The organism is Glaciecola sp. MF2-115, assembly GCF_047250385.1.
Taxonomy (GTDB): Bacteria; Pseudomonadota; Gammaproteobacteria; order Enterobacterales; family Alteromonadaceae; genus Glaciecola.
In genome coordinates this window covers 108,742-128,061 of the sequence record NZ_JBLBVM010000052.1, presented here as the reverse complement: position 1 = coordinate 128,061, position 19,320 = coordinate 108,742, and the positions used below count along the sequence as shown (strand labels likewise).

The following is a 19,320-nucleotide window of genomic DNA, read 5'->3' as shown; positions in this document are numbered from 1 at the left end:
TTTTATTAACCAAAAACTGTGGTTATTTCACAAACTTTTGAAATGCTTCGTCCACTGGTGTTTCAGCCAAGTGGTTAGTGTAGTTACTCATCACTTTTTGAGATAAGCCTAAAATAATTTCTAGCAATTGCTGCTTGCCATAACCCGCTTCAAAAAACTTTTCAATTTGTTCGTTGCTAATTACACCGCGTTCACGTGTTATTGCTAATGTAGTTTCACGCAGGGCTTCGAGTTTAGGGTTAGCTAAGGGTGTTTTATTCAAGTACAATTTACTGGTTTACGCAGCTACTTAAACCGTCCAGAAGTTGAGCATTTAGCACAAGGCATGATAACGCAGATGTTTGTGCTTATACACAAGCTATAACAGATATTTATTCGCAACATATGCGATTGGGTTTGAAATATAGATCAAGACTTATTCAATAAGTGGATTAGTAAAGTCCCCTGCATTTAATTTGCGCAATTTAAGATTGTTGTTTTGAAATCAATGCTTACGTAAAGAGTATTGCATTTTCACTCTTAGACTATTCTTTAGCAGTTACGCAAATATTCTCATTATTCAGCTTATGGCAAGCCTTTCCTTCAAACAAAAAGGGCTTTTCGCCAGTATAATAGTTAGCGTATTCATTTTGTTCCATATATCCCGCTAATTCTCCTGTTTGAGAATTAAGAATTAGGCGGAGCAATTGCATCCTAGTATCTAAGCCAGCGATACTCTCATATAAATTAACCTGTCTTGGCATAATGACATCTTTTAAAGAGGCGCCAACAACATTAGTGATGTTTTTAAAACGATATAGAATTGGCCGCTCAACTTGGAGTGCACTTTTCGCTTCTATTTCCCTATCAATGTTTTTCGAGAAAGCTAGCAAGGATGGTTTGTTCACGTACGCCGGTAAAAGAATCGCCTGATACTCATCAAACATATCATTAAGTGTCATATTCTCTTTATACACTAAGCTATTCCAAAACTGGCTGGAGAACGAACCAGCGTTATTTTGCTCTCGAGCAGCTAATCCCGCCTTGATCAACCTCGCATTCTTTGCAAACGAACGAATCTGAATTTTATTAGCTGATATTTCTTCCATGCTAAGAGGGCTCAAAACATCATCGAATATGTGCTGAGTTGCGTAGCCTTCATTCTTTAATAACAACAGTAGAGGTTGGAAAATATTCTCAGTATTTACTGAAAAACTAACTTTCGTTAGTAAATCATTACTTTGAGCAAAAAACTTACGGTTAATTCGAATAAGTTTGTTGAGCTCTTCTGCAGCTGCTTCCGATTCACCATTGGTAATATCAAAGTAGATCTCAGTACCTTTTAATTTGAACAAAAAGAAGAAATCTTCAAGTTTTAATTCAGCAACAAAAGGGTTCAAGGCTTCAAAATTTTCCACTTCATCTAGCGACATAAAATCAGTTAGTTCTGGTTGGAATTCAGTGATAACGATATTTAGATACTCTGACTCTTCGTCCAATTTGCTGAAACAATCGCCTTGGTTAAAGTCACAAAATAGGGGGCTTTCCAAAAATGCTTCAAATTGCAGCACATTGGGGTACTTCATTGGTTTATCGTGAACAAGAACGCCATCGAATCTGAAAGACTCTAACTTTTTGTTATAGGTGTCTTTGATACTTTCAAACAGAACTGAATCTTGCTTTCCAAGCGACAGCAATCTCAATGAAGCATTGTTATCATCATCTATTTTCTGCTCGAATACAGATAACCATTCTTGGGTTGTGGGTTTCAACTCTTCGTCTATGGAAAGAAGGGATCCTAACAAGATCAAAAATAAGACAGTGCCTAATAGTAGGTACTTGTTTTTCAAAACTGCCATCAAATGTCTCTCAATGTTGCATAATCCAGTGCTAATCTACGAACTAAACATCATGTCAGCTAAGGTCTTTTGTACAGCCTGAGCTAAACCTGACTTCAATTTAGTTTCCATGGGTTGTGATTGTCCTGATACCCAAATTTTGAGGTCGCAATCCAAATCAAAATGGCCAGCAGTTTCAACTTTCACTTGAGTAATGGCTCTGTAGGGAACTGAAAGATAATCGACCTTTTTGCCAGTAACGCCCTGTTTGTCGATAAATATTAATCTTTTATCGGTAAACACAAATAAGTCTCGAACCATTTTGTAAGCTTGAACAACGGTTTCTGAATTAGAAAGTATTGGTGAGAGCTCTTCTGCTACGGTTGAAACATCAACTTCAGAAGCATTGCCTAATAATCCATCAAGTAAACCCACGCTGTTAGCCTTATAAACGTTGAACTCAGAAAAGAATAACAAACTTTCAAATATTATGCACAAATTCCCTTCATTAAGCATGTACCAAGCGTTTTGAGCACGTATATAGGGAGGAGAACACAAACAAGCAATGCTTATTTTTTAGTCGCCCTCTTCATATAGCTTGATGATACGTTTAGACTAAGGTGAAATAACGTAAGCTCATTACTTAGAAGGATTTTCATAGATGGTATCTATAGCTGACATAGAAGCAGCTCAAGCTCGCATTAGTAGTATCGTAAAACAGACCCCAATTTATGAATCAAGATTACTGAATCACTGGCTTGGTCATCAAGTCTTTTTCAAGGCTGAATGTTTACAAAGAACCGGTGCGTTCAAATTACGCGGTGCAACGAACGTGCTAGCTAAACTACATGAAACTAATGAACTACCATCGCGCGTCGTTGCTAATTCATCTGGGAATCACGCGCAAGCAGTTGCATTCGCATGCGGGCAATTTGGTATACCTGTCGACATCTATTGTGCAGACACTATTTCCCCCATAAAGGCTGCTGCTACTGAGTTCTATGGCGCAAAAATACATAAGTTTGCCTCCAGAGATGAAGCAGATCTAGCGGTGGCTGAGGCTGGGAAGCAAGAAGGTACACTTTGGATACCGCCATTTAATCATCCAGATATCATCGCCGGACAGGGCACAGCCACTTTGGAAGCATTGCAACAACTCGAAGCGTCTGATGTAGCGCCTGATGCTGTGTTTGCTCCTTGCGGTGGCGGCGGTTTGCTATCTGGAGCTATTATTGCAACAAAAGCGAAACTTCCAAACGCCGAGGTTGTAGGTGCTGAGCCGTTAAATGCAAATGATGCCGCTAGGAGTTTGCAAAGCGGTAAAATAGAACGTTTAGAAGGTACACCTAATACATTAGCTGATGGTGCCGCAACACCTTCAATTGGTGAATTAACATTTGAAGTGCTGCAGCAGATTGATGATTTTTATGAAGTAGAAGAAGAACAAATTGCCTATTGGACCCAATGGCTGCATCATCTACTCAAACTGCACATAGAGCCAACATGTGCTATGACTATGGCGGCTGTTGCAGCTTGGTTAAGCGATAAGCCTGCCAATCAAAAAGTATTGGTGATACTTTCAGGTGGTAATATTAGCCAAGCTTCCATGCAAAAGATTTGGCAGCAAGACTACTTGACGCAACCGCCCATAATGAACCCAGATGCTTAACGTAATTTACCAAAACCAAGAATAAAAGGACTGTACATGAATTCGATCCACAAAATACTACTGTGCACATTGCTGACGTTTATCTCGTATGCAGCTCAGTCACTGACGTATATTGAAAATGTTAAAGGTTATACTTTAAATCAGCATGGCAAGTTAGTGACATTCAAAAATATTGCGTTTGAAGACGACTTTATTGTCGGGATTAATTTGCCCCAAGCACCCAAGGGTATTACAAATAAGATTGATGGTAACGGCAAAGTCATGTTGCCTGGCTTAATTGACGCGCATGGCCATATTTTAGGTCTTGGTCAAAATTTACTTGAAGTTGATTTACGCGGTAGCAGCAGTGAAGATGAAGCAGTTAAGCGTATTTTAGCATTTGTTAGCCAGCATGAAGCAGACTCAACAAAAGATGATAAAAGCCAATGGATCATCGGCGATGGCTGGAATCAGGTATTGTGGCCAAGTAAAGAGTTTCCAAGTAAAGCTAGTTTGGACGCCGTTATTAAGAACAGACCTGTGGTGTTATCCCGTGTAGATGGACACGCAGTTTGGGTTAATAGCGTTGCACTGGAACTTGCTGGAATTGATGCTAACACTCCCTCTCCTTCTGGCGGCGAAATTGTCAAAGATGAAAATGGCCAGCCTACAGGCTTATTAATAGATAACGCTGAAGACTTAGTAACAAGGTTGATCCCAAAACCCAATTTAGAGCAATTGTCGCTGCAACTTGATACTGCAACAGACCATTTACTTGCACTAGGCATAACGAGCGCTCACGATGCTGGCATCAGCAAACAGGTGTATGACTTTTATCAGCAGCAAGCAGCATCTGGCAAGCTTAGAATGCGAGTTTATGCAATGTTATCAGCAGTTGATCCCCAGATTGACGCAATGTTAGCCACCGGCCACATTAGAACCGAAGATGACATGTTGAGTATTCGCAGTGTAAAAGCCTACGGTGATGGTGCCTTAGGGAGCCGCGGAGCTGCTTTAATCGAGCCCTACTCCGATGATAAAGACAATCACGGATTATTGGTTACTCCACAAGAGGAGCTACCAAACTTATTCAATAAAGTGTTAGGTGCAAACTTCCAGCTAAACTTCCATGCCATTGGTGATAGAGCGAATAGATTAGCATTGCAGCACTTCGCCTCAACTTTCAAGACTTTCCCAGAAAACACTGAACGTCACCGAATTGAACATGCACAAGTGATTGCCGTTGAAGATATTCCTTTATTTAAAACTCTCGGTGTTATTCCTTCTATGCAACCAACTCATGCGACTAGTGATATGAACATGGCGGAAGACCGCATTGGTAAAGCAAGGCTCAAAGGTGCGTATGCTTGGAGAACATTTTTAGAGCAAGGTTCGAGAATCGCATTTGGTTCCGACTTTCCAGTCGAGCTAGCAAATGCGTTCCATGGACTTCATGCTGCAGTGACTCGTCAAAATGCGAACATGCAACCTAAAACTGGTTGGATCCCAGAAGAAAAAGTAAGCAGACAAGAAGCACTGCGTGGCTTCACTTTGGACGCTGCTTACGCTGCCTTCCAGGATGATAAAATTGGTACTCTTGAAGTGGGCAAGCGCGCTGACTTTATCTTTGTGGATAGAGATATATTTGAAGTACCCGCTTCTGACATTCGAGATACACAAGTTCTCGAAACATGGATAAACGGAAAGCAAGTTTTCTCATTGTAATTCGTCGAAACTGAGATAGCTTAGTTGAGATAGCTGAGTTGAGATAGCTTAATTGAATTAGCTTAATAACGCAGAGTCATAAAACGACAGTCAGCCAATAAGTTCACACCTGCTGGCGTTGGAGACTCTGCAAATCCATAAGTTTCATAACATTGAATCGCTTTAGTATTTTCCATGTATACGAATAGAGAGACTTCTTTTACCTCAGTATAAGTTTGTGCAGCCTCTATTAATTCGGTCAGCAAACGCTTCGCTACACCCAACCCTCGAAACTCAGACCTAATAACAAGTCTTGCCAAATGCACACGATGCTTAACCAATTGAAATTGGCCAAAACCAAGAATATTGGATTCATCTTGGAGAATATATGAATGGTAATTGCCTGACGAAATGTAGTCGGCTAAAAGTTCAGCGGAACAGGGTTTGGGAACATTTGGACCTGCCCATTGGCGAATAAGGTGAGTTGCAGCAGTGCTTGATATGGGCTCAAACCAGGAGGCAACAGCCGCAAAGTCTGAGCTTGCGGCTGCTTTAAGTGTTAACTCAGAACCTACTTGTATAAGGTTCTGATCCATCTTTCTTCAGTAATGAAATTCCAAGACCAACTCTTCCACTTTTCTTCTAAGCCAGCTTTCACCACGTCATCTTCACTCATGCCAGCAGCCTTTTTGGCCTGAACATAAGCATAGGTCTGCTTTATCATATTCAAAAAGCGTTCGTAATCGCCCTTATTCGCTAGCGCACCGTGCCCAGGAATAACTTTAGTGCCACCGTCGATCATGCCTAGCAATGTTTCAACAGCCGTGATGTAACCAGTCACAGAGCCGCCTGAATTTAGGTCGATGAATGGAAACCAATCTTTAAAGAATAAATCGCCGGTGTGCAATATGTCAGGTTGTTCAAACCACACAGCGCTATCGCCATCGGTATGCGCATTTGCTAAATGAAACACATGTACGGTTTCGCCGTTCATATGAAACTTAACGCCTTTATCATATGTCACAACTGGCAGCATTGCTGGGTCCGTTTCCTCACCTGCACTTAGTCGAACTCGTACGTTGTCATGAGCAAAGATAGTCGCTTTTTTGTGTTTGCTGAAGAACGCGTTAGAGCCTGTATGATCGCCATGAAAATGAGTATTGATTACATAGCGAGTTTGTTCCTTGCTGATATCTGCGAGGGTCGTCGCGATTTTTTCAGCTAAATCGGCATATTGATCATCTACAATTAACAAACCGTCAGGCCCAGCAGAAACACCAATATTACCGCCTGCACCCACAAGCATATGGACTGAACCACCTATGGCTTGAGCTTTGACTTCTACATTGTCAAAGCGACCTTGAGCAAATACACTTGAACTCATCAGCGCAGCTAGAGACAACGCTATAGAGGTTTTTTGCAATATCTTTTTCATCTATTGTTCCTTCGGTTTATCGTTGGGTTATTATTGGCTTATCGCTTGATAATCAATTGTTAATATTCGTTTTTATGCAATTCGTTTCAACGAACTTAGCGCTCAGTGTAAAAAATAGAAGCTACTCGTCACCCACAAACGCAAACCTTTGTACTACTTTTCCGTCTACTTCGATCTGTTCATTGAACATATCATACGGTCGGACCCACAAGCCACGTTCACCGTAAGTTGGACGATATACGACAAGCTCTGTTTCATCTTCTGAATGCGTCGCAACACCTATGACTTCATAAGTGTTGCCTTTGTAGTGCCTATATAATCCAGTTTTCAAACGTTCACCTATAAGTAAGTGTTTACAAACACGTTAACTGGCGCAGCTGTTGGTTTGCCATGCTGCCAATCTAAGTTCTCAACACCACTGCCAGCGATATCTACATGCGTATAAGGCAAGGGTAGTTCACAATTTGCTTCGTGCTTATCTAAACCCGATGCGACTGTTAAGAACGCCATTGGGAACTGATGCCCACGCATTGTTGTCACAGATGGAGCATTATTAGACGACAGGACGTCATCAGCTTTTGTTCTTGGCTTGATAAAATCAAAGTCTTCACGACGAGATAAAGATGGCTCGACAGGATCCGCGCACAACTCACCTTGAGCAAACAGTTTCTGAGAGACACCTATGTTTCGGGCAGGTTTATTCTCAACCAATGCCGTATAAGGACCTAAAGCAATAGCTGCATGGCCTGTAAGAGTAGCGACTGAGAACAGTTCAGGATTCACCGCTGTTAATGCGTCCTTACGCAGGTGTGATAACAAATCAGCCAACAACATTCTACCTTCTGCATCTGTATTTCCGACTCGGACTCTAATACCAGCATGGCTTGTGATTATTTCGTCCGGAATAAAGGCTTCTGCACCGATGCTATTGCGAACTGCCCCAATTTCAGCAATGACTTTCACGCCTTTAGGCGCTAACATTGAAACTGTCTTCATAAACCCAGCAACCCCAGCCGCTCCGCCTTTGTCGCGACTCATGCCAGCCATGTGACCATTGACTTTTAGATCCGCACCACCTGTATCGAAGGTGATCCCCTTCCCTGCAAATAGTAGCGTTTTATTGATTTCACCTTCTGGTTGATACACCAAGCGGATAACACGTGGACGATGTCTCTTCACTTCTACCGAAGCTCGAGCAACCGCGTGCAACAAAGGATATTCGTGGCGAATTTGCGCGTCATCCGAAATGACAGTGACTTTTACATTTGAGTCTTTGAACGTGTCTACGCAATAGTCAGCAAAGCCTGGAGGAGCCATGCGCTCTGGCTCAGTGCCACATAGGTCTCTAGCAACACGCTTACCAGCTTCGATGGCAATTAATCTTTGCGTATCGACTTGTCCGTTACTTTCCATCAAACCCACAAATTCAATTGGCTCAATTTCATTTTCATCAAGTGCTTGTCGAGCTTCAAGTGGCTGCCACAAACCTTGACATAAACCAAGGTAGGCCGCTTCGATAGCATTTTTCAACTGCGCAGTTTGACCATCTGTCAGGCCAAACAAATTGATTTCTAATAAGGGCTTGCGAACACCTGAGTCTAATAATGTTTGGGCGATATTGCGGGTCGCATCAAAAAGGCGACGCACATCATCATAGTCACGATCTAATTTACCAACAGGAACATGCAGAAGTCGCTTACCTGCGACATCAGCAGCTACAAGGCTAGGCTGAACGCCAACACGTGCGTCCATAATCTGCTGGCTTTCTAAACTTGCTTGAATGTTGGGGTAATGCTGACTCGACAATGTATTACTTACGAGCACATAGGCATCGTAGTCGTGAGTCAATTTGGTAATATCTGTTTCTAATACTGCTTGAGGAAAAGGCATTCATTTCTCCGTTAGGATATGCATATAGAATAAAAAGTCGTCCACAATTACAGGAAGACCTTTTTAAACGTAGCTTATTATTATTATTTTTCGCAAAGTATAGGACTTATTCGTCGGTAAACAAGGGTAAAGCTAATTGATCCGTGTTTAATTTTTCTGATAATGACACGTGAAGCCCGACCAAACGTACATTTCGGCCTTCTCGCCGCTCGAAAGCTTTAGACAAAAGATCGATCAATAATTGCTCATTTACTTCGACGCTTTGTTGCTCAACAGTGGTTTGTTGAAAATCATCAAACTTTAGTTTAACACCTAGCGATTTAATGGGTCGCTGTTTCTTCGCATCTATTCGTTCGTACAATTTTGGTAGAAGCTTGAGGATGACTGCCTTACATTCATCCAAACTCACTAGATCTTTATCTAAGGTTCTCTCTACACCAATCGATTTACGCTTTCTATTGGTAGACAATCTCCTCTCATCAATGGCGTGAGCTCGCTTCCATAATGACGCCCCAAACTTCCCAAAATGCTTGTGCAGCTTTTCAATAGGAAAAGTACGAATGTCTTCACATTTGAAAAGCCCAAGTTTATTCAACTTCTCCAAAGTGACTTTGCCCACGCCTGGTATTTTTTTCAATGGCAGTTTTTTCACAAAATCATCGAGCTGCGAAGGGTTAATGACACATATACCGTTCGGTTTGTTCTCATCACTTGCCACTTTTGCAACAAACTTAATCGGCGCGACACCGGCTGATGCAGTTAAGCCCGTTTCTTCAAATATTGTGCGGCGTATATCTTCTGCAATATAAGTTGCACTTCCACCGAAGAGCTCACTATCAGTCACATCTAAAAAAGCTTCATCGAGCGAAAGCGGTTCGATCTGGTCGGTATAACGCAAGAATATTTCTTTTATATGATCTGAGACTTTTTTGTACTCGTCCATTCTCCCCTTAACAAGCACAAGGTCGGGACACAGTCTAAGGGCTGTGGCCGTTGCCATTGCTGAGCGCACACCAAACTCCCTTGCTGGATAATTGCAAGTTGCTATAACGCCGCGGCGATCCGCACTACCACCTATAGCGATAGGTTTAAACTGCAGCGACGGGTTGTCACGCATCTCCACGGCAGCATAGAAACAATCCATGTCGATATGAATGAATTTACGCATTTTACAAAACCAAGATGTGAATGGGTGAGCCTCACATATAGACGAAAACTGTATATATAGACAGTATCGCTAAATGAAGTGGATTCAGCAATATATTATTGTGGTCTTTTTCTTTTTCCATTCCAATCTGCTTTGAAAGTGAAGAAGTGATAGGCTTAGATGAAACAGAGTTAAGAGGGCTTTTCTTAACGGCTGTCATTGAATATAGAAATGAAAACCCTAGATTTATTGAGATGCTTAAAGTGCATCTTCAATTATTAAAAGAAATTGCTGTTGCGCTAAAGAAAGTTTAGTTGGAATTCAATTCTAAAAAGTAGTTTATTACAAAGCACGGGGTTATCATCCTGAATTAGGGCGCTTTATGCAGACCGACCCCACTGGTTATGAAGATGGGATGAATTGGTATGCTTATGTGGGGAATGATCCGGTTAATGGGAAAGACCCAACAGGCATGTGTAAGTTTCAGGATAAAGAAAGGTGCGGGGGCGTATCATATGAGGGTGATACAAGTGACGCTGAGCCTAAAAGTGATAAAGCCGAAGATGTAGCTCTCGCTACCGCGGCTGGAAGCGCAGGAGCTATAGCTTTAGGGTTAAAACCAGACACTTTTGGTTTCACTACTACTGGTGAGTTGAGAACATACATCAGTGGTTGGCTTGGTAACCAACATATGAAAACAATGTCATTCGCCTAAGCGGGAAAAATAGGTGGTGGCGTTTTCACTTTAGTCGGACTCGCAAGTAGTATTCAAAATGCGAATCGGGAAGAACTGACATCAACTCCATTTGTACTGAAAACCACTATAGCTATCAGTGGAATTGTTAACTTACCAGCCGCTGTTATGTCAATCGGTATAACTGCAACAGATAATGGAGGTTTAGAACTTATGGGTGAAACTATTAATTACCTGTCCGAATTACAGGGCAACGCAATTCGCTCTAATTCACCTTACGTTATCTATTAGGAGTAGTGACCGTGGTTAGTAAATATCTCGATACTGTTTTTTATTCGCTATACGAGTTCAGTGATAAAAAAGCATGGTATGTTAGCGCAAATCCCGAGGTTTGGGCGGTTTGTATGTTTTCTTTTGTCATTCACTTTTTTATTTACGGCTTGTGTTATTACTTTGATATTTTTTTACTAACCGATTTAGTAAGTGTGATGAAGGGGCAATGGATCAGCCCTCTAGTGCCAGAAATTATCTTATCCCATTGGTTAGTTTTCGTTTTTATCGTCATTTCTTGGCGTTACTTTATTACCAGTAAAAAGTGGGTGGAAATCAAAGAAAGATATTCAGTTTTAAGCGCAACAAAACAGAAAATTTTATTTCTAATTGGTGGAGTCACGGTTGTAACATCATTTACTATGTTCATTTCCGGTGTATACATTTCAAAAATCCCAGAATTGTTGTTTTAACATTGACTTCAATTGACATTAGGTCAAGAGGGTACGATAAGGCAGTAATATTCAATAGTTCTGATTTAGTAAGGTCTAAAAACACTATTTATATAACAGAGATTGCGATAACTGAATCAGTATATGCGGAGTATTGGGACAAGCGGGTAATAAAAAATATACTCGGATATTACCTAATTTTTCCTTTAACAAAAATTAGTTGAAATTAGGGGCTCAAAGATTATTGCAATCTTTTTTTCTTGATGGTTATTTCGGCCGGTGACTTGGGCTACCGGCTATATAAGAAGTTTTTCAAACAGGGTGTCTCGGTTAAATAGATTTAATGCTGCAGCGGATATCGCAGGTAAATCAGGACAACTTCTCGTATGTTTTGCTAAAACGAGTTGATAAGTGGGGGCTTTTATTCACACGCTTTGCTGAGGTAAGTATGCTCCGCACAAGAGATAAAAAAAACCAGGTCACGTAATGAGTACCTATTTTCATCATTGGTATTAAGGAGACATATGCTAGAGAAGCGTGTTGAAATCTAATCTGGAGAATTTCATTTTGAAAATTAAGCTTCGGCCTAGCCTATTTTTATGGACATTTATTTGTATTTTTCTTGTTTATTGGCTTGGACAAGAGCTTTGGTCGGGTATTTATATGAAGGAAATGCAAGACCTTAGAACTGGGAACAGGTTGCTTTTAGATAGCCGGCCGATTTGGTTTTGGGTTGTGTTTTTTCTGAAATCGTTGGCTATGGTGGTGAGCCTATACTTTTTATATGGTGTAACCCAAATGGTAACTTTGGTGGTAAAGAAACGGTTTATGAAGAAGTCAAAATAAGATGATTTCTTTCCATGCTGTTTCATGCATTGGTTTTTATTCCATGGATATATGACATATGTTCCACTAGAATAAAATTGCATTTTAGGCGGGTACGCAGATCATTAGCCAAATTTACACTATAGCCGAGCCTGCAACAGGCTTTGTGTAACTGCCATTGACTAATGTGATTTTCTAGACAGACTAGGCGCAAATTCACTGGAGCTAAAGCTGTCAGTGAGCGCTATTGTACTGCAGCTGGTATATATATGTTCAATGTGGCACTTTTTTAAGGTTTAGCTCCGTCACCCACTTGTGCCATTGTTCTTTGTCAAAAAAGACAGTAATAGCAATTGTTTTCGTAAAAATCACTCCAACCCAATTATCAGGCTCTAGCTTATTCAATTGCCATGAGTAGGCAATTACGTTTCCATCTGTATATGTATGCAACTTATCGAATAAGTCTGATCCTTCAAATAGCACATCACATACTTCTCCACATTCTGCTACTGTTGAGATTAAGAATTGACTCACAGGTGAACTATAGAGTATTTCGCCGTCATATTTACTAAAGCGAATACCTTCACCTTTTACTGAGTACCTCGTATCCAAACTGTAGCTTTCAGGAAGTTCGATGGCTCTTTCATCAAACTCAAAGCATACTCGGCCTGATGCACAATTAGTGCTAGAAAATGCGTTAAAAGAAAAAAATATAAACATAAAAAAGATTTTAGCGTTCAAAATATGCGTCTCCGTATTCTTTGAAAATAACTTCTGGTTGCAAGTCAAACTTTGGCTGCTCAATCACGCCAAATCTAAGTAGACGTTTCAAAAACCAAAAACTCTTCCAATACCGCCTTGGCCCAATAAAATAAAACATTGGAAATGTCACATTGGGTACAAAAAAATATACTCTGATTTTACTTAATTTTTCCTTTAACAAATATCATTTGTTGAGGAAACAAATCTGATGAAGATTCGTCATTTTGAGGTACACGCGAAATAATAATTGAGTGCTCCCCAAGCTTTTTATATTCGTACGTTGCACCTAGTGCATCTCTAAACGAGTTTAATGCAGGGAGCAACTCTCCCCTACATTGTTTATCTACGAACTTAGCATTGATTGAATTAATCCAATAGGCCTCATCAGGGTATGTCGAATTATTTGAATAAAAGCTTGTAAGCTGATGTGATATTTCAAAAAACTGACAAACGGAAATTCGTTGTTTCGCAATGTTCTCTTCAGACCTAACGTAAACCCAATAGTACGCTAAAAATGCGACTACAAATAAAAACAGAATTGCTATCAATGCTTTTGTTTTCATTGTGCATTCCTCCATGTCAATCCATCTAAACTTTCCATACAACCTCGTCGGATCCTTTCCATTAACAGGATGATTCCTAACTAAGCATACCAATTCATCCCATCTTCATACCCAATGGGGTCGGTATGCATAAAGCGACCTAATTCAGGGTGAGAGACCCGTGCTTTGTAACAATATAATCGTAAATATGAGCCAGCCTGCTACTCGTTGTAAAAGAAACTAGTGTTGATGGCTGGCTGGTCGCCTTCCGCTCTCCAGTGGCTCCCTTAAATTCTCGCGGGTAGACGTTTCATCTACTTATGAGTAACGGTAGTATTGGCCTATTACTAAATTTTTAACTTGAAAAAGAACCAGCTTAAAATCTTAAATGATATGCCATACAAAACGGTCAGTAAAAGAAGCATCAATCCAAAACCACTAATGACTGTAACTTTATCGTATTCCTTGAATGGCCTATTTACGTCAATCCCAAATTCAGCACCAACTTTATTCACTAAAATCAAATAAAAGAAAGTAACGACAATTACATTTAAAAAAGTGCAAAAGTGTTCGAATCATTTTTCCTTTTGTAGATGTTGATTCAGAAAGTTTTAAACTTCTCATAATTAGCAATTTGCCTTTTCGTTACATACTTTATCTGCGGCGGCTGCGCTTGCCGCATCGCCGTACCCTACTTGAATTTGTGCTGCAGTTGACTTACTGTTTGCATTTGTCAAGGATTGAGAGTTTGCTAGAACCCTTTGCGACCTAGATTGAGTCAAATTCTACGTTGCACTGGAAACACTATTATTTAGTAAGCCCTTAGTTAAAACACCTTCAACAACGCCACCCCAATACTCAAACCTCTTAGAGCAATAGCGATGATGTTATCAGTTTCAATTTTAAACGTTATCTGAATTACTGCCACAAGATCTGTCGCAAAACTCCAGGCCTTACCTTCGGGGTGGTGGACCCGTGCTTTGTAATAGAATAATCGTGATCATGCACCACTGTTTTCCAGGGTAAAAAACAAACAATTATAGTTAGTTATAACTAACCTCAGTCAAGCGTGTGAATTAAAGCCCCCACTTAGCAACTCGTTTTAGCAACACATACGACCAACTTCCCTGATTTACCTGCGCTATCCGTTGCAGCAGCATTTGTATCGACAGCACTACCATCTGAATAACGGCTACCTACATTTCCACCGTGGTTTGCTGCATATCTATTTAACCGAACCACCCTGTTTGAAAAACTTCTTATATAGCCGGTAGCCCAAGTCACCGGCCGAAATAACCATCAAGAAAAAAAAGATTGCAATAATCTTTGAGCCCCTAGTTTCAACTAATTTTTGATCAAATATTAACATTCCATTAAAATTGATGTTAATAAGTCGATTGCCTCTTGATATCAGTTTAATGTGATCATCTTTTTTAAGAGTTAAGAATAATTCACACGGGATATCTAATCGATTCCCAAATTTCTTGTCATTGTTTAATTCTATTTCATAAGAAAACGTCCCTTTGTGCCTAGAATCCTCCGCACAATATACTGCTTTCACGCGGCCACTATGGTTTTTTTCATTTTCTAAAAAACTATTTGAAACAAAAAACAACGAAGCCATAAATACTATTGCCGAAAACGCAATATTAAAATTGTTTATCATGCATGTTTCCTTAAGCTACTTTTTTATTAAATCTTTAATCGCGTTTTCCGCATCTTTCAATTCTACATCGCCAGTGCCTGCTAAATCAGCGGCTGATCATACTGTAGTAAGCGCCAATCTGCCATTTTCTTGATAGTATTATTAATTTGGGGGTTGCAGTGATAGTTCGCGTCACAGCTCTATAGACAGAAAATCGAATAGCAAGGGTGCTACTAAGACCTGTAAAGGAATAAAAGACAGTTGAAGGTAATGTGATGTTTGGGTCGAGAGAAAGAGAGCTGATTTATTGGATAGTAATGTTTTTAGTACTGATGTCGTTTTTTCTTGTTCAATACAAGAATATTATCGGTGGCATGATGGACGATACCGAATTTAATAAAGTTGAAGGTAGGATAATTAGTTCAACTAGTTCTTTTTCATCAGGTGGTCGAACATCAAGTGGGTATTATTCTGAGGTTCTTTACTCTTATACTATAAATGGAAATAAGTACGAGTCTGACAAATATAGTTTTGGCTCTAATTTTTATTCAGAATTAGAAGATGTTGAAGCGATAACTGAAAAATATGAAGCTGGCGATGCAGTTACAGTCTATGTAAGCAAAACCAACGCAAACATAGCAGTTTTGACTCTCCAAAAGAATTCTAACGTTAAACTAATATTTGTTTTTTGTATGTTGTTGATAGTATTTACTGCGGTTTACTTTGACTTGCGAAAAAGATGGGTGTTGGAAGATAAAAAACGAGAGCGAAAAGAGCGTAAATAAAGGGAAAAGTAAAGGCATACATTGGAATAGTGGTAAAAGGTTGGAGATTACTGCCTTCGCAGTAATGACGGTTGAGGCGGAAATAGTTGGAGATTACTGCCTTCGCAGTAATGACGGTTGAGGCGGAAATAGTTGGAGATTACTGCCTTCGCAGTAATGACGATTGAGGCGGAAATGGTTGGAGATTACTGCCTTCGCAGCAATGACGGTTGAGGCGGAAATAGTTGGAGATTACTGCCTTCGCAGTAATGACGATTGAGGCGGAAAAGGTTGGAGATTACTGCCTTCGCAGTAATGACGGTTGAGGCGGAAATAGGTGGAGGTTACTGCCTTCGCAGTAATGACAGGCTAAGGGTCAAATCTTAAAGGATTTGATTATCCTGCCACTCTTTTATTTTCTTCATTCTTTTTTCTTCTCGTTCCATTCTGGCTTTCTTGCGATCGCATGGCTCTGGGCAGTCGCAGGCTTTTGATATACCAAGTGCGCCTAAACCACCACAACTGCCTGCTATGGTTTTCTTTTGTAATATGTAACCAATGGCCATAGCTGCAACCATCAATAAGAAAAATACAAACGCTAAAATAAATGTACTCAAGATAACCTCTCTTTTGTGTATCTGTTACTGCATATCAACGACATTGAGCCCTAAGCTATTTTAGGGATTAATGTTGTGTAATGTCTTGTGTGAACGCGGGAGATGCATATTCAACAAATTCATCCCCTACCTTCACAATCATGAAAACTGCTAAATTATTTTTTACTGCTAAGGCTTTTGCTCTTTCAGCTCCCATCACATTCAAGGCTGTAGCCAGTCCATCAGCAGTCATCGATGATGGATGAACAACAGTGACAGAAACCAAGTTGTGAGCAATTGGCTTGCCGGTATTTGGCTCTATCAAATGAGAGTATCGAATACCATCCTGTTCGTAATAATTACGATAATCGCCAGACGTTGCGATTGCATTGTCCCCAATGCTGATAATCTTTTGCACTGCGCGTTCACCAATAATTGGTTTTTCTATCGCAATACGCCAATCGGCACCATTTGCTTTATTTCCGGCTACTCTCATTTCGCCGCCAATTTCAACAAGGTAATTGTTTATTTGATTTTGCTCTATAATATCAGCAACCACATCAACACCATACCCTTTTGCGATTGTTGATAAGTCGATATAAAGCTTAGAGTGTAACTTTGTCACAACACCATCCTTCATTCGAAACTTATCGATGCCAACATAATCTCTAATTTCATCAAGTTGCGATTGAGTAGGTATCACTTCTGGGCGTTTGTCAGGCCCAAAGCCCCACAGGTTGACTAAAGGACCGACAGTAATGTCCAATGTACCCTCACTTACTTTGTGCAACCTGATGGCTTCCTGAAGCACAAATTCAGTCTTTTCTGATATCGGAAAAGCTTGCCCTGCTTCCGTGCGGTTTAATTGAGATAATTCTGAATCTGGGTCGTAAGTCGACATCAATGCATTAACTTGGATTAAAGCATCATCAATTTCAGCTTGAAGCGCTGCGACATCTAATTGCTCATCCACTCCTTGCACTACCTTGATGTTGTAGGTAGTACCCATCGTTTTGCCACTTATCGCAATTTCTATTGCTTGCTTTTGCGAGCATGAAACTACAAATAATAAGAAAAGGGATAATAAGATTTTCAAGACTATTCCACTATTGAACAAATGACATCTTTGTCACAAACTATCGGTTTAAAGGATGAAGCCCCAGCGAGGCTAATTTCGAGAGATTATACATCATTATAGTAGCTTGATTAAAACAAAAAGACGCCTGAAAGGCGCCTTTTATCTTCAACTGATAACTAGGTAATTAATTAACCACCAAAGTCATCTAGCATGATGTTTTCATCTTCCACGCCTAACTCTTTAAGCATGTTGATTACTGCGGCGTTCATCATAGGTGGACCACACATGTAGAACTCGCAATCTTCAGGGGCTGGGTGGTCTTTCAGGTAGTTTTCCAATAGTACATTATGGATAAATCCTGTATCACCTTCCCAATTATCTTCTGGTTGCGGATCAGATAGCGCAACATGCCATTCAAAGTTATCGTTTTCTTTTGCAAGCATATCGAAATCTTCAACATAGAACATTTCGCGCAATGAACGAGCACCGTACCAGAATGTCATCTTACGATCGGTTTTGATTCGACGAAGCTGATCAAAGATATGTGAACGCATTGGAGCCATACCCGCACCACCACCAACAAATACCATTTCAGCGTCAGTGTCTTTGGCAAAGAATTCACCAAATGGACCTGAAATAGTGACTTTGTCGCCTGGCTTAAGAGACCAAATGAAAGAAGACATTTTACCTGCAGGTAGACTAAGGTTATTAGGTGGCGGCGTAGCGATACGCACATTCAACATAATAATACCTTCTTCTTCCGGGTAGTTCGCCATTGAATATGCACGAATAGTTTCTTCATCACATTTAGACTCAACATCGAAGAAGCCAAAGTGCTCCCAGTCTTTACGATATTCATCTGGAACATCGAAGTCTTTGTATTTCACATGATGAGGTGGAGCCTCAATCTGGATATAACCACCCGCGCGGAATGGAACACTCTCACCGTCTGGAATAGCTAATTTAAGCTCTTTGATGAAGGTCGCTTCGTTATTGTTAGAAATAACGTCACATTCCCATTTCTTGATACCAAATACTTCTTCAGGAAGTTCAATGTCCATGTCTTGCTTGATAGAAACCTGACAAGACAAACGACAGCCATGCTTAGCTTCACGCTTAGAAATGTGGTCAAGTTCGGTAGGTAGGATTTCACCACCACCAGACTTAACTTCCACAGTACATTGACCGCAAGAACCGCCACCACCACATGCTGAAGATACAAAAATACCTGAATCAGCTAGGGCACCAAGCAACTTGCCACCTGGTGAGGTTGTAATTGCTTTATCTGGGTCGCCATTAATAGTGATTACTACATCACCTTCAGGCACTAATTTCGATTTTGCAAACATGATGATGAATACCAACGCTAATACAATAGCGATAAACATGCCTACACCGAGATAGATTTCAATTTGATTCATTATCTATACTCCTATTCGCTTTACAGCGAAATACCTGTGAATGACTGGAAACCTAATGCCATTAAGCCTGCGATCATAAACACAGAACCTAATCCGCGAATACCATCTGGCATATCAGCATACTTTAACTTTTCACGTACTGCAGCGAGCAAGATAATGGCTATAGCCCAACCTGCGCCACTACCAATACCGTAAACGATACTTTCAGTGAAGTTATATTCGCGTTGAACTGCGAAGGCAACACCACCGAATATTGCACAGTTAACTGTGATAAGCGGTAAGAAAATCCCGAGTGCGTTGTATAGTGCTGGGAAGAACTTATCCAATGTCATTTCTAAAATTTGAACTAACGCAGCTATTACGCCGATAAAGGTCAAAAAGCTCAAAAAGCTCAGATCAGCATCTGGAAAACCAGCCCAATCTAAAGCACCTGGAGCTAAAAGGTTTACGTAGATAACTTGGTTCACAGGTACTGAAATACCAAGTACAACAATTACTGCAACACCTAAACCCATTGACGTTTTAACTTTCTTCGATACAGCCAAGAATGTACACATTCCTAAGAACAATGACAAAGCCATGTTCTCAACAAATACTGCTCTAATAAATAATGCTAAATAATGTTCCATG

At 40.3% G+C, this 19,320-nt stretch carries 21 protein-coding genes and 2 pseudogenes; 7 read left to right on the top strand and 16 right to left on the bottom strand.

Annotated elements, in window-relative coordinates; genetic code table 11:
* Positions 1 to 22: 22 nt before the first annotated feature.
* The 3 genes and pseudogenes from ACKLNX_RS10770 to ACKLNX_RS10760 form a co-directional block, all read right to left on the bottom strand.
* A pseudogene (locus ACKLNX_RS10770) lies at positions 23 to 262 on the bottom strand (carboxymuconolactone decarboxylase family protein); the annotation flags it as partial.
* Between the two features lie 262 nt (positions 263 to 524).
* On the bottom strand, positions 525 to 1,838 hold the full coding sequence (locus ACKLNX_RS10765; protein WP_412972366.1) for a hypothetical protein: 1,314 nt from the start codon (positions 1,836 to 1,838) through the stop codon (positions 525 to 527).
* 36 nt (positions 1,839 to 1,874) lie between these two features.
* The gene (locus ACKLNX_RS10760; protein WP_411695138.1) at positions 1,875 to 2,252 is read right to left on the bottom strand and encodes a PH domain-containing protein; all 378 of its coding nucleotides are present in this window, start codon (positions 2,250 to 2,252) and stop codon (positions 1,875 to 1,877) included.
* A 226-nt stretch (positions 2,253 to 2,478) separates the two neighbouring features.
* On the opposite strand from ACKLNX_RS10760, the gene ACKLNX_RS10755 reads away from it, so the two are divergent.
* Complete coding sequence (locus tag ACKLNX_RS10755; RefSeq protein WP_411695139.1) at positions 2,479 to 3,486, top strand: serine/threonine dehydratase; 1,008 nt, start codon at positions 2,479 to 2,481, stop codon at positions 3,484 to 3,486.
* 36 nt (positions 3,487 to 3,522) lie between these two features.
* Positions 3,523 to 5,190 carry an amidohydrolase gene (locus ACKLNX_RS10750; protein ID WP_412972365.1) on the top strand — a complete coding sequence of 556 codons (1,668 nt, stop codon included), beginning with the start codon at positions 3,523 to 3,525 and terminating at the stop codon, positions 5,188 to 5,190.
* Positions 5,191 to 5,252: 62 nt separating this feature from the next.
* On the opposite strand, the gene ACKLNX_RS10745 is transcribed toward ACKLNX_RS10750, so the two are convergent.
* From ACKLNX_RS10745 to dinB, 5 genes are all read right to left on the bottom strand, one after another.
* Positions 5,253 to 5,765, bottom strand: a complete 513-nt coding sequence (locus ACKLNX_RS10745) for a GNAT family N-acetyltransferase (RefSeq protein ID WP_412972364.1) — start codon at positions 5,763 to 5,765, stop codon at positions 5,253 to 5,255.
* Positions 5,741 to 6,604, bottom strand: a complete 864-nt coding sequence (locus ACKLNX_RS10740; RefSeq protein WP_412972363.1) for an MBL fold metallo-hydrolase — start codon at positions 6,602 to 6,604, stop codon at positions 5,741 to 5,743. The genes ACKLNX_RS10745 and ACKLNX_RS10740 overlap by 25 nt, the downstream gene beginning before the upstream one ends.
* A gap of 121 nt (positions 6,605 to 6,725) precedes the next feature.
* The gene (locus ACKLNX_RS10735; protein ID WP_412972362.1) at positions 6,726 to 6,935 is read right to left on the bottom strand and encodes a DUF1653 domain-containing protein; all 210 of its coding nucleotides are present in this window, start codon (positions 6,933 to 6,935) and stop codon (positions 6,726 to 6,728) included.
* Between the two features lie 8 nt (positions 6,936 to 6,943).
* Complete coding sequence (locus ACKLNX_RS10730; protein WP_412972361.1) at positions 6,944 to 8,494, bottom strand: M17 family metallopeptidase; 1,551 nt, start codon at positions 8,492 to 8,494, stop codon at positions 6,944 to 6,946.
* Between the two features lie 106 nt (positions 8,495 to 8,600).
* Complete coding sequence (gene dinB / locus ACKLNX_RS10725; RefSeq protein WP_412972360.1) at positions 8,601 to 9,662, bottom strand: DNA polymerase IV; 1,062 nt, start codon at positions 9,660 to 9,662, stop codon at positions 8,601 to 8,603.
* 98 nt (positions 9,663 to 9,760) lie between these two features.
* Between dinB and ACKLNX_RS10720 the strand changes: the two genes are divergently transcribed.
* The 4 genes and pseudogenes from ACKLNX_RS10720 to ACKLNX_RS10705 all read left to right on the top strand — a co-directional run bounded on the left by ACKLNX_RS10720 (position 9,761) and on the right by ACKLNX_RS10705 (position 11,078).
* Positions 9,761 to 9,955, top strand: a complete 195-nt coding sequence (locus ACKLNX_RS10720; protein WP_412972359.1) for a hypothetical protein — start codon at positions 9,761 to 9,763, stop codon at positions 9,953 to 9,955.
* Between the two features lie 32 nt (positions 9,956 to 9,987).
* A pseudogene (locus ACKLNX_RS10715) lies at positions 9,988 to 10,356 on the top strand (RHS repeat-associated core domain-containing protein); the annotation flags it as partial.
* A gap of 147 nt (positions 10,357 to 10,503) precedes the next feature.
* Complete coding sequence (locus ACKLNX_RS10710; protein WP_412972358.1) at positions 10,504 to 10,626, top strand: hypothetical protein; 123 nt, start codon at positions 10,504 to 10,506, stop codon at positions 10,624 to 10,626.
* A gap of 11 nt (positions 10,627 to 10,637) precedes the next feature.
* Entirely contained in the window at positions 10,638 to 11,078 is a 441-nt protein-coding gene (locus ACKLNX_RS10705) for a hypothetical protein (RefSeq protein ID WP_412972357.1), read from the top strand.
* Positions 11,079 to 12,155: 1,077 nt separating this feature from the next.
* Here ACKLNX_RS10705 and ACKLNX_RS10700 read toward each other — a convergent pair.
* The 4 genes from ACKLNX_RS10700 to ACKLNX_RS10685 form a co-directional block, all read right to left on the bottom strand.
* Entirely contained in the window at positions 12,156 to 12,623 is a 468-nt protein-coding gene (locus ACKLNX_RS10700) for a hypothetical protein (RefSeq protein WP_412972356.1), read from the bottom strand.
* Positions 12,624 to 12,802: 179 nt separating this feature from the next.
* Positions 12,803 to 13,207, bottom strand: a complete 405-nt coding sequence (locus tag ACKLNX_RS10695) for a hypothetical protein (RefSeq protein WP_412972355.1) — start codon at positions 13,205 to 13,207, stop codon at positions 12,803 to 12,805.
* 1,068 nt (positions 13,208 to 14,275) lie between these two features.
* The gene (locus ACKLNX_RS10690) at positions 14,276 to 14,428 is read right to left on the bottom strand and encodes a hypothetical protein (protein WP_412972354.1); all 153 of its coding nucleotides are present in this window, start codon (positions 14,426 to 14,428) and stop codon (positions 14,276 to 14,278) included.
* Positions 14,412 to 14,852: a hypothetical protein gene (locus ACKLNX_RS10685; RefSeq protein WP_412972353.1), complete on the bottom strand. Its 441-nt coding sequence runs from the start codon at positions 14,850 to 14,852 to the stop codon at positions 14,412 to 14,414. The genes ACKLNX_RS10690 and ACKLNX_RS10685 overlap by 17 nt, the downstream gene beginning before the upstream one ends.
* Positions 14,853 to 15,148: 296 nt before the next feature.
* Between ACKLNX_RS10685 and ACKLNX_RS10680 the strand changes: the two genes are divergently transcribed.
* Positions 15,149 to 15,616, top strand: coding sequence for a DUF3592 domain-containing protein (locus ACKLNX_RS10680; RefSeq protein ID WP_412972352.1), 468 nt, complete (start codon positions 15,149 to 15,151; stop codon positions 15,614 to 15,616).
* A 362-nt stretch (positions 15,617 to 15,978) separates the two neighbouring features.
* On the opposite strand, the gene nqrM is transcribed toward ACKLNX_RS10680, so the two are convergent.
* The 4 genes from nqrM to nqrE form a co-directional block, all read right to left on the bottom strand.
* Positions 15,979 to 16,212: a (Na+)-NQR maturation NqrM gene (gene nqrM, locus ACKLNX_RS10675; protein ID WP_411695149.1), complete on the bottom strand. Its 234-nt coding sequence runs from the start codon at positions 16,210 to 16,212 to the stop codon at positions 15,979 to 15,981.
* 67 nt (positions 16,213 to 16,279) lie between these two features.
* Positions 16,280 to 17,287 carry an FAD:protein FMN transferase gene (locus ACKLNX_RS10670; RefSeq protein WP_412972351.1) on the bottom strand — a complete coding sequence of 336 codons (1,008 nt, stop codon included), beginning with the start codon at positions 17,285 to 17,287 and terminating at the stop codon, positions 16,280 to 16,282.
* 170 nt (positions 17,288 to 17,457) lie between these two features.
* Positions 17,458 to 18,690 (bottom strand): NADH:ubiquinone reductase (Na(+)-transporting) subunit F, encoded by a 1,233-nt coding sequence (gene nqrF, locus ACKLNX_RS10665; protein ID WP_412972350.1) that lies wholly within the window; start codon positions 18,688 to 18,690, stop codon positions 17,458 to 17,460.
* Between the two features lie 20 nt (positions 18,691 to 18,710).
* Positions 18,711 to 19,319 (bottom strand): NADH:ubiquinone reductase (Na(+)-transporting) subunit E, encoded by a 609-nt coding sequence (nqrE, locus tag ACKLNX_RS10660; protein ID WP_412972349.1) that lies wholly within the window; start codon positions 19,317 to 19,319, stop codon positions 18,711 to 18,713.
* Position 19,320 lies beyond the last annotated feature (1 nt).

Coding starts and splice junctions, on each gene's coding strand:
- ACKLNX_RS10765 (WP_412972366.1), bottom strand. CDS start 1,838: ATGGCAGTTTTGAAAAACAAGTACCTACTATTAGGCACTGTCTTATTT.
- ACKLNX_RS10755 (WP_411695139.1), top strand. CDS start 2,479: ATGGTATCTATAGCTGACATAGAAGCAGCTCAAGCTCGCATTAGTAGT.
- ACKLNX_RS10750 (WP_412972365.1), top strand. CDS start 3,523: ATGAATTCGATCCACAAAATACTACTGTGCACATTGCTGACGTTTATC.
- ACKLNX_RS10745 (WP_412972364.1), bottom strand. CDS start 5,765: ATGGATCAGAACCTTATACAAGTAGGTTCTGAGTTAACACTTAAAGCA.
- ACKLNX_RS10740 (WP_412972363.1), bottom strand. CDS start 6,604: ATGAAAAAGATATTGCAAAAAACCTCTATAGCGTTGTCTCTAGCTGCG.
- ACKLNX_RS10730 (WP_412972361.1), bottom strand. CDS start 8,494: ATGCCTTTTCCTCAAGCAGTATTAGAAACAGATATTACCAAATTGACT.
- dinB (WP_412972360.1), bottom strand. CDS start 9,662: ATGCGTAAATTCATTCATATCGACATGGATTGTTTCTATGCTGCCGTG.
- ACKLNX_RS10710 (WP_412972358.1), top strand. CDS start 10,504: ATGTCAATCGGTATAACTGCAACAGATAATGGAGGTTTAGAACTTATG.
- ACKLNX_RS10695 (WP_412972355.1), bottom strand. CDS start 13,207: ATGAAAACAAAAGCATTGATAGCAATTCTGTTTTTATTTGTAGTCGCA.
- ACKLNX_RS10685 (WP_412972353.1), bottom strand. CDS start 14,852: ATGATAAACAATTTTAATATTGCGTTTTCGGCAATAGTATTTATGGCT.
- ACKLNX_RS10680 (WP_412972352.1), top strand. CDS start 15,149: ATGTTTTTAGTACTGATGTCGTTTTTTCTTGTTCAATACAAGAATATT.
- nqrF (WP_412972350.1), bottom strand. CDS start 18,690: ATGAATCAAATTGAAATCTATCTCGGTGTAGGCATGTTTATCGCTATT.
- nqrE (WP_412972349.1), bottom strand. CDS start 19,319: ATGGAACATTATTTAGCATTATTTATTAGAGCAGTATTTGTTGAGAAC.